Below are 23010 nucleotides of genomic sequence, written 5' to 3' on the forward strand. Positions count from 1 at the left end.
CCATGGACGGCAGCTCGGAACCCCTGCGCAAGTGGCGAGAGGAATACGTGGGCGGGTCGCCCGAGGCTGAACTGAAGGAAACCAAGGCACTTGCCGAAATGATGATGGCCGCGCAGCTGAAGTCCATGGCAGCAGGTGGCGCGCGCCAGGTTGACCGGGCGTTTCACAAAAAGCCCATCGCGGCCTTCAGGGGTGCCGAATTGCGGTTCGCTGATGACCTGCCGGATGATCTGCAGGTTGGATTTGTCCGGTCCGGCAGCACGTACCCGGCAATCGTACGGTTTTCGAACGCTTCTTCGCAAACCCAATCCGATGAGGACAAGGATCTGCGCGGGCTGGCTGTGCGCGTAACGGAAGCTGACGGTGTCGATCACGACCTGCTGGCTACAAACTTCCCGGTGCCGCACGCCCGGAACGCCCGGCAGTTCGTGGTTTTTGCCCACGCCGTATCAGGCGGGCGGCTTTCCAAACTGATCGGGCTGGTGCGCCTGTGTTTTGTGCTGGGATTTGCCGAGACCCGACGCATGCTGGGCAATGTGCGAACGGCGCTGCGGGTCTGTGACAGCGTAGCGCTGGAAAGCTACTGGAGCCGCGGCGCAATCGCCTGGGGCAACGAAGCAGTGCGCTATACTTTCAAGCCGGCAAAAGACGCAGCAGGCGTTTCGGGGACCTATGCCGGTGCCGCCCGGCTGTCGACGGAATACGCGGTACGCCAGGCAAAGGGAGATGTCGTATTCGACCTTTTCGTGCAGCGGTTTGTGTCCGAGGACCAGACCCCTATCGAGGATGCGGCGCATGAATGGGACGAACTGGTCAGCCCGCCGATCAAGGTTGCGGAACTGGTTCTGCCGCAACGCGATCTGTCCACGCCCGACGCATTGTCTGAGGCGCTGGACATCGAAACCATGGGGTTCAACCCCTGGAATACGACTGAGGATTTTCGCCCGCTGGGAAATCTGAACCGGGCGCGCAAGGCTGCTTATGACGCGTCCGCGTCCCATCGACAGGGCAAGCGGTTCAAGGCACCGCCACCGCCCCTTCAGAACCGGATATTCGGCACGGCCGCCCGATCCATACTGCGGGCAGTGAACCGACGCGTGCCATGGCACCGGATTCCGTTCCTGCTGGTGCAGCTTCTCAATTTGGATGCGCTGCGGCACGATCTGCGGCAAAAGAACCTGATCGACACGGACCCCGAAGAAACCGTTCCCAGCGCCCGGTCCGTGCCACCCGAACCCTCGCCCGAACATCGCGTTTTCCGCACCCATGACGGCAGCTATAACGACCTGTCCGATCCCAGGATGGGTGCGGCAGGCGCCACGTTCGGGCGCAACATGCCACCGCAGGTGCAGCCCGGAGACAGTCCGAACCCGATCGAGGTTGCACGCAAACTGATGGACCGTCAGGCCTTCATCCCGGCCAAAATCCTCAACATCTTGGCCGCATCGTGGATTCAGTTTCAGGTTCACGACTGGGTCGCTCATGAACGCCGCAAGCTGGACGAAGACGATGATGTCGTCCCGATCCCGGACGGCTATCCTGAATGGAAGAACCGGCCTGGTGGCGACCCAGAACGCAACATGCGGATTGCAGGCAACATTCCCAAGCAGGGCGCGGACGATCCTTTCCTGTTTGCCAATGAGAATTCGCACTGGTGGGACGGCTCGCAGGTTTACGGTGTCAATTCCGAAGCTGCCAGAAAACTGCGCGACGGGGCGAAACTCAAGCTGACGAAAGAAGGCTACCTGCCGCTGAACACCAAGGGGTTCGAACTGACCGGGTTCAATGAAAGCTGGTGGCTGGGCCTGTCGACGCTGCACACGTTGTTCGCCCGCGAGCACAATGTGCTGTGTGACGCGTTGCAAAACGCCTATCCGAAAATGGATGAGGAACGGGTGTACCAGACCGCGCGCCTGATCGTGTCCGCCCTGATTGCCAAGATCCATACCGTCGAATGGACCCCGGCCGTATTGGGAACCGAGGCGCTGGATATCGGCATGAAGACCAACTGGTATGGTCCGCCGAAATCCTGGCTGACACGGCTGGGCATCTGGCTGACGGAGGTGCACGCGCTGAAAGGCATTCCCGAAACCGAACCGGATCACCACACCGCGCGTTATGCCCTGACCGAAGAGTTTGCGACCGTCTACCGGATGCATCCTCTGATCCCGGACGACTATATCTTCTTTGATTTCGCAACGGGCCGGGAAAAGGCTCGGCACGGATTTCTTGAGATTCAGGGCGAACAGACGGATGAGCAGCTGCGCAATCTGGGACTGCGCGACTGTCTCTATTCACAAGGGATCGCGCATCCCGGCGCGATTACGTTGCACAATTTTCCGAAATCCCTGCAGAACTTCGAAAGGTTTGGCGAGTTGATCGACCTTTCGGTGGTGGACATCGTGCGCACCCGCGCCCGTCGCGTTCCGCGCTATAACGAATTCCGCAAGGGCCTGCATATGCCGCCGGTGACCGAGTGGGACGATCTGACCGCAAGCCCCGAAACAAACCGGATACTGAAGGAGCTATACGGTGACATCGACAAGGTCGATACCGTGATTGGCCTGTTGGGGGAAACCCCGCCAGACGGGTTCGGGTTCTCGGATACAGCGTTCCGGGTCTTTGTCCTGATGGCATCGCGCCGGTTGCAGTCGGATCGGTTCCTGACCACCGATTTCCGGCCCGAAATCTATACGCAGCTCGGCATGGACTGGGTTGCGCAAAACGGCATGAAATCCCTGCTGTTGCGGCACTTCCCAGAATTTGCGCCGGTGCTGCCGAAAACCGCCACGGCCTTTGCGCCCTGGCACAAGGTGCAGGAGGGCTGAGGCATGCCGGATGACAAGGCCCGAAGCGGGTTGGATTCGTTCCTGAACGCGCCGCTTGCGCGAACATTGTGGAACCGGCGCACCAAGCGGGTCAGCCGCGGGTCGAACGTGGTTGCCGGATCATTAAGCTGGACATCCCAAAATGACCGCGCGCCGCTGTCCCCCCTGCAGGAAGCGATCCTGATCGCCGCGACCGGGGCCAGTGGCATCACTATGCCCGACCGTCCGTTTTTCGATGACGAAAGCGGCGACCCGATCATGTCCAAGCCAAATCTGGTGATGGAGGGACGGACCGCAGGCAGCCCTGACAACGCACAGGGCACCCATTTCTTCATGATCAATGACAGCGGCACCTATTTCCTGCGCCGCCTGGACCCGCTGGAAGGCGGAACCGCGAACTGGACGCCCGAGGTGCTGATCGACCGCGCCGAACAGGCGAAGGTCCGCATCCTCGACCGTCGCATCGATGTGCCGGAAGGGATGCGCGATTTTCCGGCCTATCTGGATTCGAACCGGTTTTTGTCGAACACGCCCGGATCGACGATTTTCTTTCCCGTCGTCGACCTGTCCTATCAATACATCAACGCCCTGATGTATATCCTGACTCAGCCCGACAAGGCGCGGCCCGTCATTGTCGATGACCGCAATTTCTATCGCCCTGCCGGGGTGAAAAAGTGGATCGACAAGGGTTTTCTGAATCCCGACATCAAAATCCCGCTGGGCGTGCTGGGACAGATGCGGACCCAGATCGAAGCCGACCTGCTGATCCAGAACCTGTTTCTGGTAACCGAGGCGTTGGGTCTGGGCGGTTGGATTCATGCCGCGATTTCTCCGCCGGTTCTGATGGGTGATCCGAAGTTCAGTGACCGGTTCGGCACCATGCTGAGCTTTGATTATGTCACCCCGAAATGGCGGCTGATGGATCTGTTGCGCTGGCATACTCTGCCGATCGCGGCGATGAAGCATGTGCGCGCCCATGCGGTCGGCCTGCGCCATCACGGAGAGCATCTGATCAAGGGCAAATGCCCGCCCTACTACGCCACCATGTCCGACGCCGTCGATGCGGTGGTGTCCGGCAAGTTCGGGCCTGACGGTATCTACAAGAACGAGGCGCTGTTTGAGCGGATCTACAAAGGCGATTTCGGAAGCAAGTATCTGGAAGAGGCCGGAGAATACGAGCAGGACATCATCGAATGTGCCCGTGACATCTGCACCTATATCTACGACACCCATGGCCGGTTCCCGGCCCATTGCGAGGCAATCCACGCGCCCGGCATCTGGCTGCAAACCCATCGCGTAGAAAATGAATACTACGACACTTTCTTTCAGAACGGGCTGACGACAGCTCAGCGCGAACACGACTCGAATTGGGAATAGGATTGCGGGTTTTCGCCTGTGCTGAACTACGTGCCTTCAGTTGCCCCGCACAGCTTCGGGCCGCGTGCACCCGAGGCATCATCATTCCGTGGAAACCAATGTTCCCCTCTTTCGGCATGGACTAAACGCAAAATCAACCGGTTTCCGGAACCCCCAAAATCCGCAGATCCTCCAGCCATCGATCCCGATAATCATCGCTGGCAAACGGCGCTTTCTGTGCCTCTTCAATGGAATACCCCGGGTTGGCGGAGAGAAACTCGCCAATAATGATTTGCGCATCTCCTTCGCGCCCGACGTGCAGCAAGGCGGGCGCAAGGGTACGTTTCACACCGTCCGGGATTTCGTTCATCTTTTCAAAGGATGCCACCGCAGCCGCGTAATCTTCCGCGAAATACTGGGCCCACCCCAGATTCCACAAATACCAGTCCTGATGATGGGGGTTCAGCCGGATCGCCATTTTCATCCGCTCAACAGCCTCAGGCGCGTTGCCGCCATACACCAGCGGGTCGATTAAATCCGCCAGAACCGACGCCGAGTTCGGATTGAGTGATATAGCCTTGTCATAAAGCGCGGCCGCGCGGTCCAGATTGCCCGTCTGCGTCGTGGCATTGGCCAGAACCCAATGGCCCTTAAAGTTGAAGGGCTCCAATTCAATCGCCTTCCGGGCCATCTGAAAGGCGCGGTCCAGCGATGCGTCCCGCGTCAACGTGCTGGTCCAGCCCCAGCGGTAGCCGTTGATATGCGCCCAGGCGTTTTCGATGTACGCCCCGGCATAATTCGGGTCGAGTTCAATGGCCTTCGCGCTCAGTTCCTCGGCCCGGATGTTGCCTTGTTTGGTGAAGGTAAACCATTCCTCCTGCGCCTTCTTGCGCAGCTCGTAGGCCCCAAGGCTGTCGGTGGGTTGCCGTTTCAGCCGGTCATATTCGGCCAGGTCAATGTTCGCTGAAAGCAACGACGCGATGGTTCTGGTGATTTCATCCTGGACCAAAAAGATGTCCTGCAGGTTCCGGTCATAACTGTCGGCCCAGATGTTTTGGCCGGTCGTCGCATCGATAAGCTGAGAGGTTACACGCAACTGGTCACCGGCAATCTGAACACCACCTTCAACCAGATAGCGAACCCCCAGCTCCCGGGCCACCTGTTCGACCTCGGTCGGCTTGCCCTTGTAGGCAAAGCTTGAATTGCGAGCGACCACGAAGAAATCCGAGAACCGGGACAAGGCCGTCAGGATACTCTCACTCAACCCGTCGCTGAGGTAGTCCTTGCTGGGATCGTTGTTCAAATTGTCGAAAGCCATGACCGCAATGGCTGGCTTACCGGCCGCAGACAGAGTCTGGCCACCAACTTCGGACGAACCCGTGACAGAGGTCTGTGTCTTCCACCAACCTGCGACGCCCAGGATCAGCGCGAGCAGGACAACAGATGCCAGCGCCATCCAACGCCGCGCCGGTATTATAGCAACGCGGGGAATTGGCGACACCGTTGCGGCCGCGTCTTCATCCAGCACCAAACTGTACACATGGATCGGGTCAGCAATATTCTTGACCTTATGCATCCCCAGATCATCGAAGTTGAGTTCAAGTTTATCCTTCACCTGCTCAAACACGCTCGCCGACAAACAGATCGTCTCGGGCCTGGCCAGGGTTTCAAGGCGCGCAGCAATGTTGACGCCGTCGCCGTGTATGTCGTCGCCATCGACGACTATATCCCCCAGATTCAGCCCTATCCGGTATCGAACTCTGGCGTCGTCCGGAGCTGTTTCGTTCTCGCGCCCTACGAAATGCTGCATTTCAACGGCGCATCGGACCGCTTCGACGGCGCTGGCAAATTCAATCAGCAAACCGTCACCCATCAGCTTCACAATGCGCCCGTTTCGCGCCGATACGATCGGTTCGAACAGGTCTTCCCGATGTGCCTTTACCTTTGCCAGAGTGCCGGCTTCGTCATTCTGAATGAGGCGGCTATAGCCAACTACGTCGGCGGCAAGTATTGCGGCGAGACGGCGTTCCAATTTCCTACCTCCGTGAGCCTGTGCCCAGGCGACTCTGAAAACACGCTCCGAACCTCAGAGTGCGGATGGCCACAGTATCCGAAGGGCGTTTCTTAAGGTCAGCGCTTCGGCAGCCAGCATCAAACAGACCAAACGCTTGGGTATCAAAATCCGTCATATGACCTGTGTATCACAGTGAAACGCTTAACATATATCCCCGGTGCGCCAGTGTTGTGCCGCGTGACGTTACGCCCGGGAAAACAAGGTTCCCTTTCCACTTCGGCGCGCTGTCCCGAGGGTCAGAACATTGCGGAACTCCTCACACCAAAGCAGGAACGATTGGAAACTCGCGGAATTCTATAAGTGCACGAAAACCAAAAGGGGGTGGAAGCATCTGCGCCTGTTAGGTAGAAATATCCCGTTACGTTAACGCTAACAAACCTGCGTAGGCTCGCAATGACCACCATTCTGACGATCACGCTCAATCCTACCGTCGATTTTGCAACGACCGCTCCGCACGTGTTGCCAGGTCCAAAACTTCGCTGCTCAGAAGCTGAATTTGATCCGGGCGGCGGTGGCATAAACGTGGCCAGAGCCGTTCGTATGTTGGGCGGTGAAGCAACGGCACTGATTGCTATTGGTGGCCCAACGGGTGCGCAGCTTCTGGAGTTGCTTGCTTTTGAAGGCGGGTCGACCGTCGCAATCCAGGGCCCCGGCGAAACACGGCGGTCTGTATCCGTCATTGACGAAAGCACCGGAGAGCAGTTCCGGTTCGTGATGCCCGGTCCTGTCTGGGGCGAAAGCGATGTCGATCGGGCTCTGGCTGCTGTTGACAGGGCGGCCGGTGCCGGGTCGCTTGTGGTGCTGTCGGGCAGCCAACCGCCGGGTGTCGCAAAGGACTTTCCGTCGATATTGGCGCGCCATGTCGAAGGCCGGAATGCGCGGTTGATCGTGGACACATCCGGACCTGCCCTGAAACATCTGGCCGGGACATCGCATGAGGCCATACATCTGCTTCGCATGAACGTCGAGGAAGCCGAGGAGCTTGCAGGCCGCGAATTGCCCGCCGTTGCCGACACCGCCACTTTTGCGCGTGAGCTGGTGACCCGTGGTGTCGCACAACAGGTGGTTGTCGCACGGGGTGCTGACGGTTCGGTGCTTGTGACCGGGGATGCGGCCTGGCACGCCGTTCCGCCCGAAGTCGAGGTTGTGAGCGCGGTCGGCGCAGGCGACAGCTTTGTTGGCGGCTTCACGATTTCAGCGGCACGAGGCGAGCCGGTCCAGGAATGCCTGTGCACAGGTGTCGCAGCGGCGGCAGCGGCGGTCACCTCAGAGGCGACCCGATTGTGTGACAAAACCGCGACTGAAAAACTGCGCAACGGGACAAAGCTGACACGGATCTGAGCGTCCGTGGATACCAAAAGCTGACGGTTTGCATCAAATTGCCGGGCAGCTTGGCGTTCACGCCATGCTGTGTATCGACCATCTTTAGTCGCCATACGCGCGGCACCACGTTGCTCAAAAGGCGCGCGTCCAGCTCGCTGCGATACTGAAAACGCGATTTCCGGTTATGGAATTCCAAAGTAATAACGGATCAGCGAAATCAGCGCGTCACCAACAATCTCTCTTGGTGTCACATCGTCGGCAACGACAATCATCGGTGGCTCGACAAGCGGCGGCGCAATAGTCACTCCGTCACAGTCGGTTCGTTCACTCCGATAGATGCGGACGTCCTTGAACTCGATCTCATAATTGAAATCCCGGGCATCAGAACCGGGCGATTTTGCGCCGAATACTTGTATGTGACGACCGGTAAGGACAAGGTCGTCGGCAGATTCCTCTGAGCCTCCCCAATTGAACTAGTCCACCGCTATGTGTAGGAAACGGAGGACATAGAATTGCAAACAACCGACCAAAGCCCGAAGAGATAGTTGCGAATTTGCGGCAGGTCGAGGTGTTGATGGGGCAAAGAAAGTCCCGTCTTGATGCAATCAGGAAGATCGGAGTTGTCGAACAAACCTATTACCGCTGGCGTAGGCAATATGACGTTGGACAAATTGTTCCTGAAGGTAGCCGCGAGGGGAAACTTCTGAGCCCCGCTCGGCGTCGCGCTTGCATCGATCATGCCCGGGGTCAGTTCAAAGTGTCTGACCACACCGCCGCCGCGTATTGGTTCAACTCTGCTCTACACAAAGTTATGTTCCCAAGCGCTGTACCGATGAAGATAGGCTGGTGGCTGACTGATCGAACTGGCTTGTTAAATTGGTCGATTTGGATATCGAAAGGTTGCAGCATTGATCCGAGATGCAGGTTGGGCGGTCAGTGATGGTCGTGTCGAACGGCTTTGGCTGCGCGAGGGGCTGAAGGTTCCAGCAAAATCGCCTAAGAATAGGCGGCTCTGGCTGAATGACGGATCATCTGTCTGGCTTCGGCCAGAGCATCAAAACCACGTATGGTCTTATGACGTCGTTCATTGCCGAACCGATGATAGGAAGGTCTTCCGGACGCTGAACATCATTGATGAGTACAGTCGGAAATGATTGGCTATCAGGGTCAAGCGGAAGCTGAACTCGGCGGATTTGATCGGTGCTCAAACCGATCTGTTTATCCTGCGTGGAACACCTGCGTTCATCCGGTCCGACAATGGCCCCTAGTTAATCACTGGGGCCATCCGGGATTCGATGCCGCCGTCGGCGCGAAGACCGTCTACATTGAGCCAGGTTCCCTTTTGGGGAACGGGTATTGCAAAGGCTTCAACGAGCGGTTGCGGGATGAACTGCTCAACGGCGAGATCTTCAATAGAATGCGCGGAGCGCAGATACACATCGAAAATTGCAGGAGGCATTACAGCACCAAGATTGCCCTTATTGCTTTGGGCTGTCGCCCACCAGCCCCGGAAACCATCATCCCGATGGATCACAGGCCGATGACGCACTAACAATCAATCTGGACCAGTCAGATAAGGCTGCTCACCATAACAACGAAGTCAGTCGTTGGGATTGGGTTTCAATGGGAGAAGTTCGAGGACGTCCTCACCGCTCAAAACCGGTGCGATGTGGTCAACGGCCAAGTCCGTCCAGCCGCTTAGCAGCTTCGCAAGCACTGATGCGTCGTCCGCCTCAACAATTCCCCACCCTTCCAAAAGAGTGGTCGAAAACCATGGACCGGATATGGACTGCACGCCGTCGGGAATGCCGTCACCGGCATTCATGAACCGCTTTAGCGCAGCGTCGCGGGTTTCTGGAGTGAACTCAAAATGAATGTGAAAATACACAGTTTGATCCTCGGTTTTAAAAGGTTCGGAGTAGCTTCGCATCAAGATAATTTAGAATTAGATTTGTAGCTCAACCGCCCTGTTTTGTCATCATTGAGCCTACAGGTAGTTTGCTCCGATTTCTTAGCGAGAGGTGCGTGCGGTAGCAAGAAGTACCAACACCGTCCTAATAGAACCTAGGTATTTGACCCCAAAGTTTGATTGTTAGGTTTACCCAACGGATCTCGACCGAAAGGCGAGATGGGTAGCAAGGCGACTAACACAAGAGCCCATAGCACCACTTTGGTGTATCAACTACTCTGCGTGGATATTCTTGACAGGAATGACCCATTGACCGAGGCCCTGACCCTAGACGTTGTCGCAGTTAATCCGTCAGTTGGATCGAACAATGTCAGACTTCAACATGCCCGTCAGAATTTGACTGCGCATTTTCTGGCCGTCAGGTTTTTGGTTTTTTGCCACTAACTTAGGTGATAGAATGTAAATGCATACTAAGGGGCTTCAGATGAAAGTACCCAAGGATACCAAAAAGATCATGGAACTTGAGAGGGAACTGCATTCGCATCTTCCTTCTGATCCGGCTCTGCGGGTCAAAGCGCTTGAGAGTCTGCTAGTCGAAAAGGGTCTGCTCAACAGCGCAACAATCGACCGATGGATTGAAGTATTCAGTGACGAGGTGGGTCCAAAGAATGGGGCACACGTCGTTGCCAAAGCCTGGTCCGATGAAGCCTTCAAAGAGCGCCTTATGGCTGACGCCAGAAAGGCGGTCGATGAATTGGGATACCCCAAACTCGAAGCCAACAATTTGGTGGTTGTTGAGAACACGCCCAAGCGGCACAACGTTGTCGTTTGTACCCTGTGTTCCTGCTATCCGTGGGCCATAATGGGATTACCGCCAACCTGGTACCGGTCCTTTGAATATCGCTCGCGCGTAGTGCGTGATCCGCGCGGCGTGCTTAAGGAGTTCGGCTTGGAACTGGACGATGACGTTGAAGTCAGGGTGTGGGACAGCAACGCCGACGTTCGCTACATGGTGTTGCCCGAGCGGCCCCCTAATACCGAGGGATTAAATGAAGCTGAGCTCGCGGCCCTCGTGTCGCGCGATGCAATGGTCGGCACCGCCAAAGTAACCACCACAGAGCAAGGGAACTGAGTCATGGATGGCGTCCACGACATGGGTGGGATGCATGGTTTCGGGACAGTTGATCCATCGCGTGAGCAGCCATTTTCAAAGACCGAGTGGCGCGCCCGTATGTTTTGTCTTGAGTTGTCTTATACACAACCTGGCGGGTTCAACGTCGACTGGTTGCGCCACGTTCTGGAATGCATACCGCCCGATGTTTACCTGACAAGCGATTATTTTGATCGCTGGTACTGGCGCGATATTGGCGTTCTGGCCAACGTGGGCTGGGTCAGCATCGACGAGTTGGCAACCGGTGTGGCATCCAGTCTGCCAAAGGACGTAGGTGATCCGCTACCACCCGAGGCGGTTTCGGTAATGCTCGAACAGGGTCTCGACAGCCGTCGCGATGTCGCGGACCCACCGGCTTTCAAGCCAGGTGACCGGGTCCGCGCTAAATTTCACTCGCCACTCGGAGCAACGCGTCTGCCACGCTACGTGCGTGGGCATGTCGGTGTGATAGAGCAATACCACGGCTGGCACGTTCTGCCCGACGCCAACGCCATTGGCGACGAAAGACCTGAACCGCTCTACAGTGTCGGCTTTCTCGCCCAGGATCTGTGGAGCGATGCTGCGGCCCCTGGGGACAAGGTCTTTCCTTGCTTATGGGAGAGCTATCTTGAGCCAGAATGAGACATTGCAAACCGCAAGCGCGAAACTAACCGAACCTTGGCAGGCTGAAGTGCTTGCCCTTTCAATAGCACTTCAAGAAATGGGGCATTTTTCACCGGCCGAGTGGGCGACTATCCTGGGCGCCGAGATCAAAAAAGCCCGCGTGGCCGGGGATCCGGCCGATGGCAGCACATATTACAGTCATGTCCTTTTAGCACTGGAACGTATTGTTGCTGAAAACGCGCTCATTCCTGGTGAAGCGCTTCAGCAAAGACGCAACGACTGGGAAGATGCCTACAGGCGGACTCCCCATGGCCAGCCGGTCACTCTACTAGAGGACCCTACAACGGGTTAGACACTCGTATGCTCGTCGCAAAAAGGGGTTTAGGTGTTTCGAATGGTACCAACTTTTTCTGGGTTGGCTCTTTGCGATGGGCATGGTGGACCCCCTAATTGAACGTCCGATCCAACGACGTCCCTGGCAAAGACCGCGAAGATCAATATCGTCACCTGTGGCCCAAAACTGCTGGTTCGAGTGAAACGACAATTCTGCTATATTAGCCGAAGAACCAAAGGCATTTTTATCATCGGTACCTTCACACCAAATCTGAGACGTGTATCCACAGCGAGGTATGCTCATGCCAATTACTGGACCAGAGTTAAAGGGCCCCGCTCCGCTTTATGATCTTCTAGGACACACCACTGCTGACACGTTTGCCGACCCAGCGCTGGTGTCAGGGGCCAACGGCTGGACATGGCAACAATTGAAGCGACAAATCGAAACGCTTGCCGCGCATATGCTCGCATTGGGCCTGCAACCGGGGGATCGCGTCGCGTCGCTCGTGCCTAATTGCGGTGAATTGCTCGTGCACTATTTGGCATGCCTAAAGGCTGGGCTAGTCGTGGTTCCCCTAAACTATCGTTACACAGCAACGAACATCGACTACGCACTGAGGGTAAGTGAAGCGCGAATCATGCTGTTTCATGCCGAGCGGTTCGAGGACCTTGAGGCCAGCGAACAAGCACAAGGGCTGCCATTGGGGCGGATTTCAGTTGGCGGGCATGTGCAAGGTGCGCGATCTTTTGAGGAGTTGCTTCAGCTTGATCCTCCAACGATTGCGCTGCCAGAGCCCGATTTGAATGCGTTGGCTTTCATATTTTTCACATCCGGCAGCACCGGCACCCCAAAAGGGGTCATGCACAGCATTCGCAGCTTTGGCTCGATCACAGCAAGTTTCGCGCAAGCAATGTGTCTGACCAATGAGGATGTCGTGTTCCCGGGTGGTTCGATTTCTCATGTCGGCGGTTTGTCGACGGCGTTCGCAGGGCTGTTGGTCTGTGCACCCGTAATACTTGATCACCGATTTGACAGTGATGTGGTGTTGCCCCTTTTGCGCAAATGGCGCCCCACCGTCTTGGTTGCTCTACCCGCCGCGTTGATTGCACTCCAGCAAGATCACAATGCGGAACGCGCCGATTTCAGTTCACTTCGGTTATGCATCACCGGTGGAGACAAGTTTCCTGTCAGTTTGGAGAAGGAGTTTAGCAGTCTTACGGGATTGGAAATCAAAGAGACCTATGGGCTGACAGAAGCCGCCGACTGTCTATTTGACCCTCCCAACAAGGAAACCAAACAAGGATCGGTCGGAATCGTCTGCCCGGGCTATTCAATGTCCGTGCGAGATTCAGAAGGGAATGAGGTCGAAGAAGGTGACCTGTGGCTGTCTGGTGATCCGATGTTCCTGGGATACTGGAAAGATCCCAAGGCAACCGCAGAAGCTGTTCAGGACGAATGGTTCAACACAGAAGACATTATGCGAGTCGATGCTGACGGGTATTTCTGGTTTGTTGGACGGACAAAACAGATCATCGTGCATGACGGATCGAACATTGCACCGCAGGAAGTGGAAGAAGCAGTCATGGCGCACCCGGCGATCGAATTAGCCGGAGTGGTTGGTGTGCATGATACTGTGCACGGCGAAAACGTTTGGGCTTATGCATCATTGAAAGACGGTGTTGCGGCACCCCGTAGCCAGGATGTCGTCGAATTGGCCCGGGAGAAAATTGGCTACAAGGCCCCGGAAGTCGTCATTTTCCTTGACGAGATACCCTTGAACACCACCGGAAAAGTGGACCGGCTTGCCTTGAAGAAACTGGCGGCTGAGCGGCTCTCAACCGCACACATCGATTGATCGGGTCTGGCAATTTTTGAGAGAGACTTCAACAGACCGTCCCAATTTGACTGTTGGCGCGTTCTTGGCGCTCAATCCATTGAGATAATCCTTTCAGGCACGAGCGGGAGGTCGTTCAAGGCGGTGTGCCTCCCAAATCTAACAAGGTAAATCACCTCACCCAAAACCTTGCCGCGGTTATCGACATTGCTCAGCGTGCATGAGCCCCGAAACACATTCAAAGTACATTCCATTGTCCGTGTCGCTTGTCCGCTGTTCAACTGTTATCCTATCGGGAATTCGATCTTGGTTTCGGATTCGCTCTACTAAACATGCGGCTGGCCAAGGACGCATCCGACCGCGCTGCCTGAACTGGAGCATTTCCGCGATATGAGTTATTTTGATTTGCAATGAGCTTGAAACGGCATTGCCAGTCAGGTGTTAGTCTCCATGTTCAACCAAGATTTGTTCTTTGATTTTCTTCTTGCTCTTCTTGCGTTCGTCAATCCTCTCTACACAGTGCCCGTCTTTGTCAGTATGACCCAGGACTTCTCTAGTGCGGAGCGTCTACGAACATCCGTTACTGCCGCAGCAACAATGTTCTGCGCGCTAATCGTTACGGTCATCGTCGGAGATCAACTCCTGCTCTTTCTGGGCATCAATGTGCCGTCATTCAAGATTGCGGGCGGCCTGATCATTCTAGCCCTCGCATTTAAGATGCTGTTTGTTGCAAAAGACAAAGTTGAAAAACGCGTCTCAACGGCTGGGGTTTCTAACGCTTCAAGGACCAGGAATATTGGTGTCTATCCATTGACCATCCCGCTTCTTGCCGGTCCCGGAATGTTTACAACAGCCATCATTTTCAGCAGCCGCATAAATTCGCTCACCGATTTTTCAACAGTACTGGCCGTCGCAGTAGTGATCGCTTTGCAATTCTGGATCTCCATGGTCTTCGCAGGCGCCGCCGCGCGGTATTTAAACGAAACGACGGTTCAAATTGGCACCAATATTCTGGGTATACTGTTGGCCGCCGTCTCTGTTGACCTGATGCTTTCCGGCATTGGAGAATTTGTTCAAATGCTCTCCTTGCGGAATTGACCTGGCGTTAAGGCCAGTCAGTGAGGTTTCCTGATGCCCGGAAGGCCCACAGTTTGCAATTTTGACCATTTTTGCTGAAAAGCGGCCCAGTTCGCACTTTCGACCGACCTTCAAACTGCTGCGCCAGTAACCCGTGCTACTGACATTAGGCGCGAGAGCAAAGCCTGGCACGGCTCAAACGCACATTTTGCGCAACAAAACCGTCTTGTGCGTTCGCGGATATTGTTTACGCAGCATCTGTTCGCGGTTGCTTTGCCTCTACTTTAGATATTCAGCATGGCTCGACGTAGTGGATCTTCGCTGCAGATTCAGGATTAAATTCGGCAGGAAATTGAAAGGGCGCGGGATCAACAAACTGGTTGGGACAGGGAGAGCTAGAGCTGAAAATGAGCCGACCATAGAACTGGAACACGAGCTGATGCAGGAACAGGAAAGCAGCCCTCGCGCCCAACGAGTGTCCTGCTAAGTCTATATGAATCGATTGGCAAACAGCCAGAGCTATTGCAGAGCGACAGCATAGAATTGGATGGCCTTAGGCTGTGAACAGGTCGCGCGGCAGGTTCGACAGGATGCGGCAACCATCGGCGGTGACGACAGCGACTTCCTCCAGACGGACACCGAACCGGCCCGGCAGGTAGATGCCTGGCTCAACCGTAAAGACCATGCCTTCCTCCAGAACCAGGTTGCTATTGCCGGTCAGGTAGGGGGATTCGTGTATTTCGGTCCCAAGCCCGTGCCCGGTGCGGTGGGTAAAGAATTCGCCATATCCCTCCGCATCAATGACATCGCGGGCGGCCTTATCTATCATCCCCGCTTCGACACCGGGTCTGATGGACGCCAGCGCTGCCTTGACCGCAGCATCAACAATGTCGTGAATTTCCTGATACCCATCGGGTGGGTGACCCATGCAGGCCATGCGTGTGATGTCCGAGAAGTAGCCGCCCTTTTGACCGCCGATATCGACAAGGACAGCATCCCCCAAGCGCACCGGCGTGTCACCGGATTGATGATGCGGGAACGCAGAATGCACCCCTGCCCCGACAATCCCGAAAGCAAGGCGTGCACCATCCGCTTCGAACCGGGATTTCGCGACCTGAACCAACTCGCGCTCGGTTATGCCATCGCGAAGCGCTTCGCGAATGGCGGCATGTGCGGCATCGGCAATGCCTGCGTTTTCCTGCAGGGCAGCCAGTTCGCAGGCGTCTTTTATCATCCGCAGGGCACCGATCGTGCCCGAGGCAAAGCCGCGCCTGGCGTCAGGCATGGCATCCAGCAACAAAAGCGCATGGTCAGCGCGCATGGCCTCATCAACTGAAACGCTTTTGGGTCGCGCGTTTATGGCGCGTAACGCATCCGCAAACGCGGCATCCGGGCCTTCGTCATCGCCCCATTCCCAGAACGGCAAATCGGTGTGCTGTCTCGCATCCTGAGCATTCAGCGCAGGCATCAAAAACCCTGCTTTGTCGAGGCCAATCAAAAGAAGGCACGGACGCTCGTCAGGATGCGGTGCAAACCCCAATAGCCAGTGCATATGCGCGCCGGGCGACAACGCAACAAGGTCAACCCCGGTTGCTGCCATACGACCCCGCAAACGCTCAAGCCGTGTCATGAGTTATCCTCCAACTGCGCGTCATCGAAAGCAGCGTGCAGATCTGTCTGCGCGTCCTTGACCAGTTGCTCCAGCACTGTCACGCGCTGCTGAGTGAAATGCCCTGCTTCATCAAGGATATTCACGGTGCCGACTACCAACCCTTCTTTGCGCACCGGGATGTTCAAGGCCGCCTCACATCCCAGCTCATTGATAAGATCATGATCTGAAAAATAGGGCGCGAAATCCGCGGTTTGGTTGGCGACAAATGTCTCGCCGCGCTCAAGTACCATTTCAGTCCAGTCATTGCTGCCCATGGGCTTGGTCCCTGTGACGGGGTAATCCAAGGGGTGCGAGGAATAGGCGCGGCGGGCAAGATTCGCCTTTCTGTCCAAAACGGTGACCGTGAACAGACGCGCCCCGCATGCGGCATCAGCTGCACGATGCAATGCCGCAAATACTTTGTCGGGTGTCATGAAACGCTTTCAATAAGAATGCCGGGAGCGAAAACCGCTCCCGGTTGGACCATCAGTTTTTTTCGACAAGGCGGTAATAGACGTAATCCGCGTTGGCCCCGTTCACGAAACCCTCGACATTGTCCGCCATCGCAACCTGCTTCACGGCCTGGAACATGATCACAAACGGTGCTTCGTCCTGCATGGATTTCTGCAGTTCGATATACATCTGATTGCGCTTGTCCGCGTCCTGTTCAGCCAAGGCCGCCTTGGTCTTGTCGTTGATCTCGGCAGGCGGCATCCATGCGTTACGCCAGGTTGTTGTCGATGCGTATTTGTCGTCCGAGTTGTCGGCGTTATAGGCAAAGGCCTTGGCGTTCGAATGGGGATCCATAAAGTCGGGGCCCCAATACAGCAGCATCCCTTCATGTGTGCGTGCGCGGTACTTTGTGATCACTTGCGCACCTGTACCCGGCAGGATCTCAAAGTTGATCCCTGCTGGCGCGAAAGTCTGCTGCAAACTGGCCGCCATATCGGTAAACGGCGCGGCGTTGATCACGTCAAGCTCGATGGTCAGGGGCAGTTCGACGCCCGCTTCCTCAAGGATCGCTTTGGCCTTGTCCGGGTCATAGCTGAACGGAGTGTCGGTCAGAGAGCCGGGGAAACCTTCGGGCCAAAACGCCTGATGCACCTCCATCTGACCTTTAAGGAAACTGTCGGCCATACCATTGTAATCTACCAGATAGCGCGAGGCCTCCCACAGCGCGGGATTGGTCAGCGGTTCGTGTTTCTGGTTGAAGCTGAACCAGTGCACCGCGGTCTGCGGATAGGTTTCAACCTTGATATCGGCATTACCTTCAAGACCGGCCACCTGATCGGGGGTCAGGTTCTTGGCCATATCCACGTCACCGGATTCCAGCAACAGCCGCTGGGTTGCCGCTTCGGGCGCATGGCGGATCATCACCCGCTCGGTCTTGGGCGCGCCGTTCCAGTAATTCGGATTTGCCTCAAGCATCAGAACTTCGCCCGGTGCGTATCGGGCAAGCGTAAAGGCTCCGGTTCCGGCACTGTTTTGGTTCATCCAGGCGTGGCCCATATCTCCGTCAACCTCATTTGCCATTGCGGTTTCGAAATCCACGATAGCTGCCGGGCGTGAGGCGAGAACATTCAGCACGAAAGACGGCGCGAAATCACCATCCCAACGCACTGTGACAGTGTTCCCGTCCACTGTGACCATCTCTTCGAGATTGTCAGCGGACCAACCCAGGTTTTCCAGAATGAAGGCCGGCGCCTTTTGCAGAATCAGAACACGCTTCCAGCTTCCGACCACGTCTTCACCACGCAAGGGATTGCCTGATGTGAATTCGACACCATCGCGCAGCTGGAACGTTACGGTCTTGGCATCCGCATCAATCTCCCAGCTTTCCGCCAAACCCGGTGCCAGTACAGTGGTGTCTTCGGCGTCGTACTGGACCAGCTGGTCATAAGTATTCGTTACGTATTCGCCCGAGGTAAACTCATAGGCCGACGCAGGATCAATGGTCACGATGTCGTCGATATTCTGCGCGATCACCAGCGCATTGGCAGGTGTTTCCGCCAATACCGGAGCGGTCGAAAGGGCAACAATGCTCACCGCCAGCGATCTGGCAATGTCAGGGACGTGTTTCATTGGTCTCTCCTGTTGATGTCGTGATTGTTTTGTGCGCCCGGCTTGGGGCCAAGCAATCTGGGCGAGGTGCCGGTCCACAAGAGTTTGGCCGGCCCATCGCCTACGTTCTCAAAGGCATGCGGGGTATCGCCCATAAAGTGCAGGCTGTCGCCCGGGTGCAAAACGAAATGCGTTTCGTCCAGCGTCTGGCGCACGGTTCCTTCCAGCACGATAATAAGCTCTTCGCCGACATGAGCGGTGACCTCTGACGCGTATCCGGCAGGGATATGGATAATCAGCGATGACAAGGTTCCGCCGGGCAAAACCGTCGAAATATGTTCGTAAGACAACGACGAATCCGCCAGCGCGAACCGGGGGCGTTCACCTTGCCGGGTTACACTGTCGGCAGGTTTTGGCGTGGAGATGAAGGTATCCACATTCACTCCCAAAGTCGCCGCAAGATTGGCCAGTGTTCCAAGACTGGGTGTCGCCTTGTCCCGCTCAACCTGACTTAGAAAGCCCACCGAGATACCGGCCTGATCTGCAAGTGTCTGCAGCGTCATGTTTGCCTTGCGGCGCAAATCCCTGATGCGACCACCAAATGCAGGCGGGCGCGCAGAATCCAATTTGGGCATGGGTTGGGACATGAACTCTCCTGCAACAATTTTTGATATTAGTAAAAAAATTTTGATCAGTCAAAAAATCTTGATAATATGGGTGAAACGGAGCCGAACTTGACCCGATCAATCCCCGTCTTCCAGTTCTTTATGACGCTGGTCGTGACCTTTCTCGGCCTGCTCGCGATCACCTTTGTGATCGGGCGGGTGGTTCCGATTGATCCGGTGGTTGCTATTGTCGGCGACAGGGCCAGCGCAGAAACATACGAGGCGACGCGACTGGATTTGGGTCTGGATGATCCCCTTGCCGTGCAATTCATGCGATACGTGACTGAAGTGCTTCGTGGCGAGCTTGGTATGTCAGTTTCCACAGGCCGCCCGGTGGCCGAAGACCTGGCACGCGTGTTCCCGGCCACTTTGGAAATGGCCACGATCGGCATCATCATCGGCGTGCTTCTTGGCGTGCCAATGGGTGTTTTCGCGGCGTCCCGGCAGGGAAAGCTGGCGGATCAGGTCATCCGCGTGATCGGTCTGGCGGGTTATGCCATCCCTGCATTTTGGCTGGGGCTTGTTGGCCTGGTGGTCTTTTACGCCAACCTGCGTTGGGTTGGCGGCCCGGGCCGGATCGACTTCTTCCTCGACGGTACGGTGCCGACGCGCACCGGGCTATTGCTGGTCGACAGCGTCATCGACGGAAACTGGGACGCACTGGCAAGCGCCTTCCATCACATCGTCCTGCCAGCGACAATCCTCGGTTTCTTTGCCCTTGCCTATATCGCGCGAATGACACGCAGCTTCATGCTTGAACAACTGAGTCAGGAATACATCATCACCGCACGTGTCAAAGGCGTCCCCGAACGGCTGGTCCTGTGGCGTCATGCGTTCCGCCCCATCCGCGTTCAACTGATTACGGTGATCGGGCTGAGCTATGCCGGATTGTTGGAAGGCTCGGTGATGATTGAAACTGTGTTCAGTTGGCCGGGCATCGGCAGCTATCTGACGACCGCCCTTCTGAATGCCGACATGAACGCCGTACTTGGCGCAACATTGGTGATCGGTGCGGTCTTTGTCGGGATCAACAAGACATCTGATGCACTTTATCGCCTGCTCGACCCGAGGGCGCGGTCATGACCGTCCGTCACTATCTGCTTTCCGACGATCCCGAAACACGGATGCAAGCTCGGTTGGGTCAATCCTACAGGCTGGCCCGCGCATTGACCCGCAACCCGCTGGCAATGGTTGGGCTCTTCATCATTCTAATGTTGTTGATCGTAGCGGCGCTGGCACCGTGGCTCGCGCCTTTTTCACCCATCGAAGGCGATCTGGCGAACCGCCTGCAACCACCATCCGCAACCCATTGGATGGGCACCGATGAGCTGGGCCGGGATATCCTGTCCCGCGTCATTTACGGTGCACGCATTACCCTGATGATCGTTCTGCTGGTGGCGGTGATTTCCGCCCCGCTTGGCTTGTTGATTGGCACGTTCGCCGCCTATTTCGGCGGCTGGATCGATCGCATCCTGATGGGGCTGACGGATATCTTTCTGTCCTTGCCCCGGTTGATCCTTGCCCTGGCTTTTGTCGCGGCGCTGGGTCCGGGGATCGAAAACGCCGTCATTGCCATCGCCATCACCGCCTGGCCGGTCTATGCACGGATCGCGCGTGCCGAGGTGCTGACTTTCCGAAACGCCGAGTTTCTTGATGCCGTACGCATGCAAGGCGCCTCTTCTTTGCGTGTTATCGCGCTTCACGTCGTTCCCTTGTGCCTGTCATCGACCATCGTTCGTGTCACACTCGACATGGCGGGGATCATCCTGACGGCCGCCGGACTGGGCTTCCTTGGCCTGGGCGCGCAACCTCCCTTGCCGGAATGGGGCGCGATGATTTCGCGCGGGCGCTCATTCATACTTGACCAATGGTGGGTGGCCACCATGCCGGGTTTTGCAATCGTGATCGTCTCGCTGGGTTTTTGCCTGTTCGGAGACGGGCTGCGTGACGTGCTGGACCCAAAACAAAGGTCACGCGGATGAGCCTGCTTTCGGTTGCAAATCTGCGCGTTACCTTCCCCTCGGACCACGGCCCGGTCGAGGTTGTGCGGGGTCTGTCATTTGATCTTGGCCGCGAACGGCTGGGCATCGTCGGAGAAAGCGGTTCGGGCAAAAGCATGACCGGAAGGGCCATCATGGGGCTGATCCCGCCCCCAGGACGCGTGTCCGCGGACCAACTTGAATTCGATGGGACTGATCTGCGCAATCTGCCCGAGGCTGAGATGCGCCGGATGCGCGGCGCGCGCATGTCCATGGTGCTGCAGGACCCGAAATTCAGCCTGAATCCGGTCATTCGTATCGGCGACCAAATCGAAGAGGCCATGGCCGTACACGGTACCAACCACCCGGGTGAACGCCGCCAACGCATGTTGGACGCCTTGCGAGATGTGCGCATCGAAAACCCCGAACGCGTCGCAAAGCTGTATCCGCATGAAGTGTCCGGTGGCATGGGACAACGGGTAATGATTGCCATGATGGTGGTGATGGAACCGGCACTGATGATCGCGGATGAACCCACAAGTGCGCTCGATGTCTCGGTGCGGGGTCAGGTGCTGCAGATACTCGACGACCTCGTGCAACGGCGCGGCATGGGCCTGATGCTGATCTCGCACGACCTGAACATGGTGGCGCACTGGTGCGACCGGATACTGGTGATGTTTCAAGGCAAAATTGTCGAAGAACTGGGTTCCGGCGAACTCTACAGGGCCCGGCACCCCTATACCCGCGGATTGGTGGCCAGCCTGCCCAAAATCGATGAAAACCGCGCACGCCTTCCGGTTCTGGACCGAGGCGCGCTATGATTCAGGTTCAGAACCTTGCGGTAAAATATCACGAAACCACAATTCTGCATGACGTCTCGTTCAGTGTTGCAGCCGGTGAGAGCTTTGCGCTTGTCGGTGAATCCGGGTCCGGCAAATCGACCATCCTCAAAGCGCTTGCCGGGCAGGTCAAACCGTCCAGCGGCAGTGTGCGGATTGGTTCAAATCCTCAGAAGGGCGCAGATCGCCTGACATTGGCGCGACAGGTTCAGATGGTGTTTCAGGACCCATATGGCAGCCTGCACCCGCGTCGCACGGTCGACGATACACTCAGCGAGCCGCTTGTCATTCACCGAATGCCAGATCGGGACCGGAAAGTGCTGAACATGCTGGATGCCGTGGGATTGCCCCGACGCTCCCGCTTTCGCCTGCCACATCAGCTGTCCGGCGGACAACGTCAACGGGTTGCCATCGCCCGCGCGCTGATGCTTGATCCTCCGGTATTGCTGTTGGACGAACCCACCAGCGCCCTGGATGTCAGCGTTCAGGCAGAGATTCTGAACTTGCTGAAGTCCCTGCGCGAAGAAAAAAACCTGACGTTCCTTCTTGTTACACATGATCTGCCGGTTGTCAGTTTCTTGTGTGACAGGCTGGCGATCATGAAATCGGGGCGTATCCTGGGGCTTGCGGATGTAGCCACATTGCGAACCGGCAATTTCGCGTTTGACTACGGAAAAGAACTTTTCCAACGATCAGTCGGATACTGAACCACTACCGACTGGCCTTGGCAGGATCGGCGATGTGATTTTCGAGGTATTGCAGGACGATGTCTTCTGTGATCGCCTCATTTGTGGTTGAGAAATATCCCCTGCCCCAGAACCAGTGGCCTCAATAGCGCCTGCGCAGTGCTGGAGACTCCCGTTGCATCTTGTGGGACGAACGGCCCTTCATTCTGCGTGCTAGATCGGAGATGGCAATTTTTGGCGACGCCTACACAAACACGTGGACGCGATCTGATGACAGGACCCCGCGCAGGATGTCGACATCGTTCTCACGGCATATCTGACGAATGATGTCACGTACCCGCAGGCGCACCTGACCGGTCAGCACCTTGAACCTATACTTGGTGGACCACACCAGATGGTATCGATGGTAGAAAACGCAGTGCTTGCCGGCGTCCACTGAATGATTCTTTGCGCTGAAGCTGATCCGACTGGAAATCGGAGGGTTTGCTCCAAGACGTGGAAACTAAAGATTGCAGTTTTCACTTGGCTGTAGCGTGCAGCACGGAGCAGCTAGGGTTAGGATGCATTGATTTCCGCCGCGCCGCGTGATTCACGGCTCCGAAAACGGAGCGGTGACATGA

The 23010-nt window shown here is 56.5% G+C and carries 18 protein-coding genes and 3 pseudogenes; 14 read left to right on the forward strand and 7 right to left on the reverse strand.

The window, feature by feature from the left end; genetic code table 11:
- The first annotated feature begins 2 nt into the window (after positions 1-2).
- Both ACXAC3_RS20585 and ACXAC3_RS20590 read left to right on the forward strand, forming a co-directional pair.
- Entirely contained in the window at positions 3-2828 is a 2826-nt protein-coding gene (locus ACXAC3_RS20585) for a peroxidase family protein (protein ID WP_475164353.1), read from the forward strand.
- A gap of 3 nt (positions 2829-2831) precedes the next feature.
- Entirely contained in the window at positions 2832-4205 is a 1374-nt protein-coding gene (locus ACXAC3_RS20590) for a hypothetical protein (RefSeq protein WP_475164355.1), read from the forward strand.
- Positions 4206-4338: 133 nt separating this feature from the next.
- Here the strand turns inward: ACXAC3_RS20590 and ACXAC3_RS20595 are convergent, their stop codons facing one another.
- Positions 4339-6216, reverse strand: a complete 1878-nt coding sequence (locus tag ACXAC3_RS20595; protein ID WP_475164357.1) for an adenylate/guanylate cyclase domain-containing protein — start codon at positions 6214-6216, stop codon at positions 4339-4341.
- Between the two features lie 435 nt (positions 6217-6651).
- Here ACXAC3_RS20595 and ACXAC3_RS20600 point away from each other — a divergent pair, with 435 nt between their 5' ends.
- The 3 genes and pseudogenes from ACXAC3_RS20600 to ACXAC3_RS20610 form a co-directional block, all read left to right on the forward strand.
- Entirely contained in the window at positions 6652-7599 is a 948-nt protein-coding gene (locus ACXAC3_RS20600; protein WP_475164361.1) for a 1-phosphofructokinase family hexose kinase, read from the forward strand.
- Between the two features lie 493 nt (positions 7600-8092).
- Positions 8093-8239: pseudogene (locus tag ACXAC3_RS20605) on the forward strand (IS3 family transposase); the annotation flags it as partial.
- A 33-nt stretch (positions 8240-8272) separates the two neighbouring features.
- Positions 8273-9133, forward strand: a pseudogene (locus ACXAC3_RS20610) (DDE-type integrase/transposase/recombinase); the annotation flags it as partial.
- Between the two features lie 48 nt (positions 9134-9181).
- On the opposite strand, the gene ACXAC3_RS20615 reads toward ACXAC3_RS20610, so the two are convergent.
- On the reverse strand, positions 9182-9469 hold the full coding sequence (locus ACXAC3_RS20615) for a DUF3303 domain-containing protein (protein ID WP_475164363.1): 288 nt from the start codon (positions 9467-9469) through the stop codon (positions 9182-9184).
- A gap of 505 nt (positions 9470-9974) precedes the next feature.
- On the opposite strand from ACXAC3_RS20615, the gene nthA reads away from it, so the two are divergent.
- From nthA to ACXAC3_RS20640, 5 genes are all read left to right on the forward strand, one after another.
- Positions 9975-10622, forward strand: coding sequence for a nitrile hydratase subunit alpha (gene nthA, locus ACXAC3_RS20620; RefSeq protein WP_475164365.1), 648 nt, complete (start codon positions 9975-9977; stop codon positions 10620-10622).
- A 3-nt stretch (positions 10623-10625) separates the two neighbouring features.
- Entirely contained in the window at positions 10626-11282 is a 657-nt protein-coding gene (nthB, locus tag ACXAC3_RS20625) for a nitrile hydratase subunit beta (RefSeq protein WP_475164366.1), read from the forward strand.
- Positions 11269-11616 (forward strand): nitrile hydratase accessory protein, encoded by a 348-nt coding sequence (locus tag ACXAC3_RS20630; RefSeq protein ID WP_475164368.1) that lies wholly within the window; start codon positions 11269-11271, stop codon positions 11614-11616. The genes nthB and ACXAC3_RS20630 overlap by 14 nt, the downstream gene beginning before the upstream one ends.
- Before the next feature lie 283 nt (positions 11617-11899).
- Complete coding sequence (locus tag ACXAC3_RS20635) at positions 11900-13453, forward strand: class I adenylate-forming enzyme family protein (protein ID WP_475164369.1); 1554 nt, start codon at positions 11900-11902, stop codon at positions 13451-13453.
- A 429-nt stretch (positions 13454-13882) separates the two neighbouring features.
- Positions 13883-14530, forward strand: a complete 648-nt coding sequence (locus ACXAC3_RS20640) for a MarC family protein (protein WP_475164371.1) — start codon at positions 13883-13885, stop codon at positions 14528-14530.
- A 532-nt stretch (positions 14531-15062) separates the two neighbouring features.
- Here ACXAC3_RS20640 and ACXAC3_RS20645 read toward each other — a convergent pair.
- Genes ACXAC3_RS20645 through ACXAC3_RS20660 form a run of 4 tightly spaced genes read right to left on the reverse strand, consistent with a single transcriptional unit; the run spans position 15063 to position 18868 of the window.
- Entirely contained in the window at positions 15063-16139 is a 1077-nt protein-coding gene (locus ACXAC3_RS20645; RefSeq protein WP_475164372.1) for a M24 family metallopeptidase, read from the reverse strand.
- Entirely contained in the window at positions 16136-16594 is a 459-nt protein-coding gene (locus ACXAC3_RS20650) for a GAF domain-containing protein (RefSeq protein ID WP_475164374.1), read from the reverse strand. The genes ACXAC3_RS20645 and ACXAC3_RS20650 overlap by 4 nt, the downstream gene beginning before the upstream one ends.
- A 52-nt stretch (positions 16595-16646) precedes the next feature.
- Entirely contained in the window at positions 16647-18242 is a 1596-nt protein-coding gene (locus ACXAC3_RS20655; protein ID WP_475164378.1) for an ABC transporter substrate-binding protein, read from the reverse strand.
- On the reverse strand, positions 18239-18868 hold the full coding sequence (locus tag ACXAC3_RS20660) for a helix-turn-helix domain-containing protein (RefSeq protein WP_475164381.1): 630 nt from the start codon (positions 18866-18868) through the stop codon (positions 18239-18241). Before ACXAC3_RS20660 ends, ACXAC3_RS20655 begins: the two co-directional genes overlap by 4 nt.
- A gap of 120 nt (positions 18869-18988) precedes the next feature.
- Between ACXAC3_RS20660 and ACXAC3_RS20665 the strand changes: the two genes are divergently transcribed.
- The 4 genes from ACXAC3_RS20665 to ACXAC3_RS20680 are packed head-to-tail and all read left to right on the forward strand — an operon-like array spanning position 18989 to position 22411.
- The gene (locus tag ACXAC3_RS20665; RefSeq protein WP_475164805.1) at positions 18989-19969 is read left to right on the forward strand and encodes an ABC transporter permease; all 981 of its coding nucleotides are present in this window, start codon (positions 18989-18991) and stop codon (positions 19967-19969) included.
- A complete protein-coding gene (locus tag ACXAC3_RS20670; protein WP_475164385.1) occupies positions 19966-20868 on the forward strand; it encodes an ABC transporter permease in 903 nt (300 codons plus the stop codon). Before ACXAC3_RS20665 ends, ACXAC3_RS20670 begins: the two co-directional genes overlap by 4 nt.
- Positions 20865-21686 carry an ABC transporter ATP-binding protein gene (locus ACXAC3_RS20675; RefSeq protein ID WP_475164388.1) on the forward strand — a complete coding sequence of 274 codons (822 nt, stop codon included), beginning with the start codon at positions 20865-20867 and terminating at the stop codon, positions 21684-21686. Before ACXAC3_RS20670 ends, ACXAC3_RS20675 begins: the two co-directional genes overlap by 4 nt.
- Positions 21683-22411, forward strand: a complete 729-nt coding sequence (locus tag ACXAC3_RS20680; protein WP_475164391.1) for an ABC transporter ATP-binding protein — start codon at positions 21683-21685, stop codon at positions 22409-22411. Before ACXAC3_RS20675 ends, ACXAC3_RS20680 begins: the two co-directional genes overlap by 4 nt.
- A gap of 4 nt (positions 22412-22415) precedes the next feature.
- On the opposite strand, the pseudogene tnpA reads toward ACXAC3_RS20680, so the two are convergent.
- Positions 22416-22826 (reverse strand): annotated as a pseudogene (gene tnpA / locus ACXAC3_RS20685) (IS200/IS605 family transposase).
- Positions 22827-23010 lie beyond the last annotated feature (184 nt).

The organism is Ruegeria sp. ABV4_181, assembly GCF_056158465.1.

Bases quoted from the DNA above. Each gene is read 5' to 3' on its own strand.
- ACXAC3_RS20640 (WP_475164371.1), top strand. From the start codon at position 13,883: ATGTTCAACCAAGATTTGTTCTTTGATTTTCTTCTTGCTCTTCTTGCG.
- ACXAC3_RS20645 (WP_475164372.1), bottom strand. From the start codon at position 16,139: ATGACACGGCTTGAGCGTTTGCGGGGTCGTATGGCAGCAACCGGGGTT.
- nthA (WP_475164365.1), top strand. From the start codon at position 9,975: ATGAAAGTACCCAAGGATACCAAAAAGATCATGGAACTTGAGAGGGAA.
- ACXAC3_RS20680 (WP_475164391.1), top strand. From the start codon at position 21,683: ATGATTCAGGTTCAGAACCTTGCGGTAAAATATCACGAAACCACAATT.
- ACXAC3_RS20600 (WP_475164361.1), top strand. From the start codon at position 6,652: ATGACCACCATTCTGACGATCACGCTCAATCCTACCGTCGATTTTGCA.
- ACXAC3_RS20585 (WP_475164353.1), top strand. From the start codon at position 3: ATGGACGGCAGCTCGGAACCCCTGCGCAAGTGGCGAGAGGAATACGTG.
- ACXAC3_RS20590 (WP_475164355.1), top strand. From the start codon at position 2,832: ATGCCGGATGACAAGGCCCGAAGCGGGTTGGATTCGTTCCTGAACGCG.
- ACXAC3_RS20665 (WP_475164805.1), top strand. From the start codon at position 18,989: ATGACGCTGGTCGTGACCTTTCTCGGCCTGCTCGCGATCACCTTTGTG.
- ACXAC3_RS20660 (WP_475164381.1), bottom strand. From the start codon at position 18,868: ATGTCCCAACCCATGCCCAAATTGGATTCTGCGCGCCCGCCTGCATTT.
- ACXAC3_RS20650 (WP_475164374.1), bottom strand. From the start codon at position 16,594: ATGACACCCGACAAAGTATTTGCGGCATTGCATCGTGCAGCTGATGCC.
- ACXAC3_RS20655 (WP_475164378.1), bottom strand. From the start codon at position 18,242: ATGAAACACGTCCCTGACATTGCCAGATCGCTGGCGGTGAGCATTGTT.
- ACXAC3_RS20635 (WP_475164369.1), top strand. From the start codon at position 11,900: ATGCCAATTACTGGACCAGAGTTAAAGGGCCCCGCTCCGCTTTATGAT.
- ACXAC3_RS20670 (WP_475164385.1), top strand. From the start codon at position 19,966: ATGACCGTCCGTCACTATCTGCTTTCCGACGATCCCGAAACACGGATG.
- ACXAC3_RS20675 (WP_475164388.1), top strand. From the start codon at position 20,865: ATGAGCCTGCTTTCGGTTGCAAATCTGCGCGTTACCTTCCCCTCGGAC.
- nthB (WP_475164366.1), top strand. From the start codon at position 10,626: ATGGATGGCGTCCACGACATGGGTGGGATGCATGGTTTCGGGACAGTT.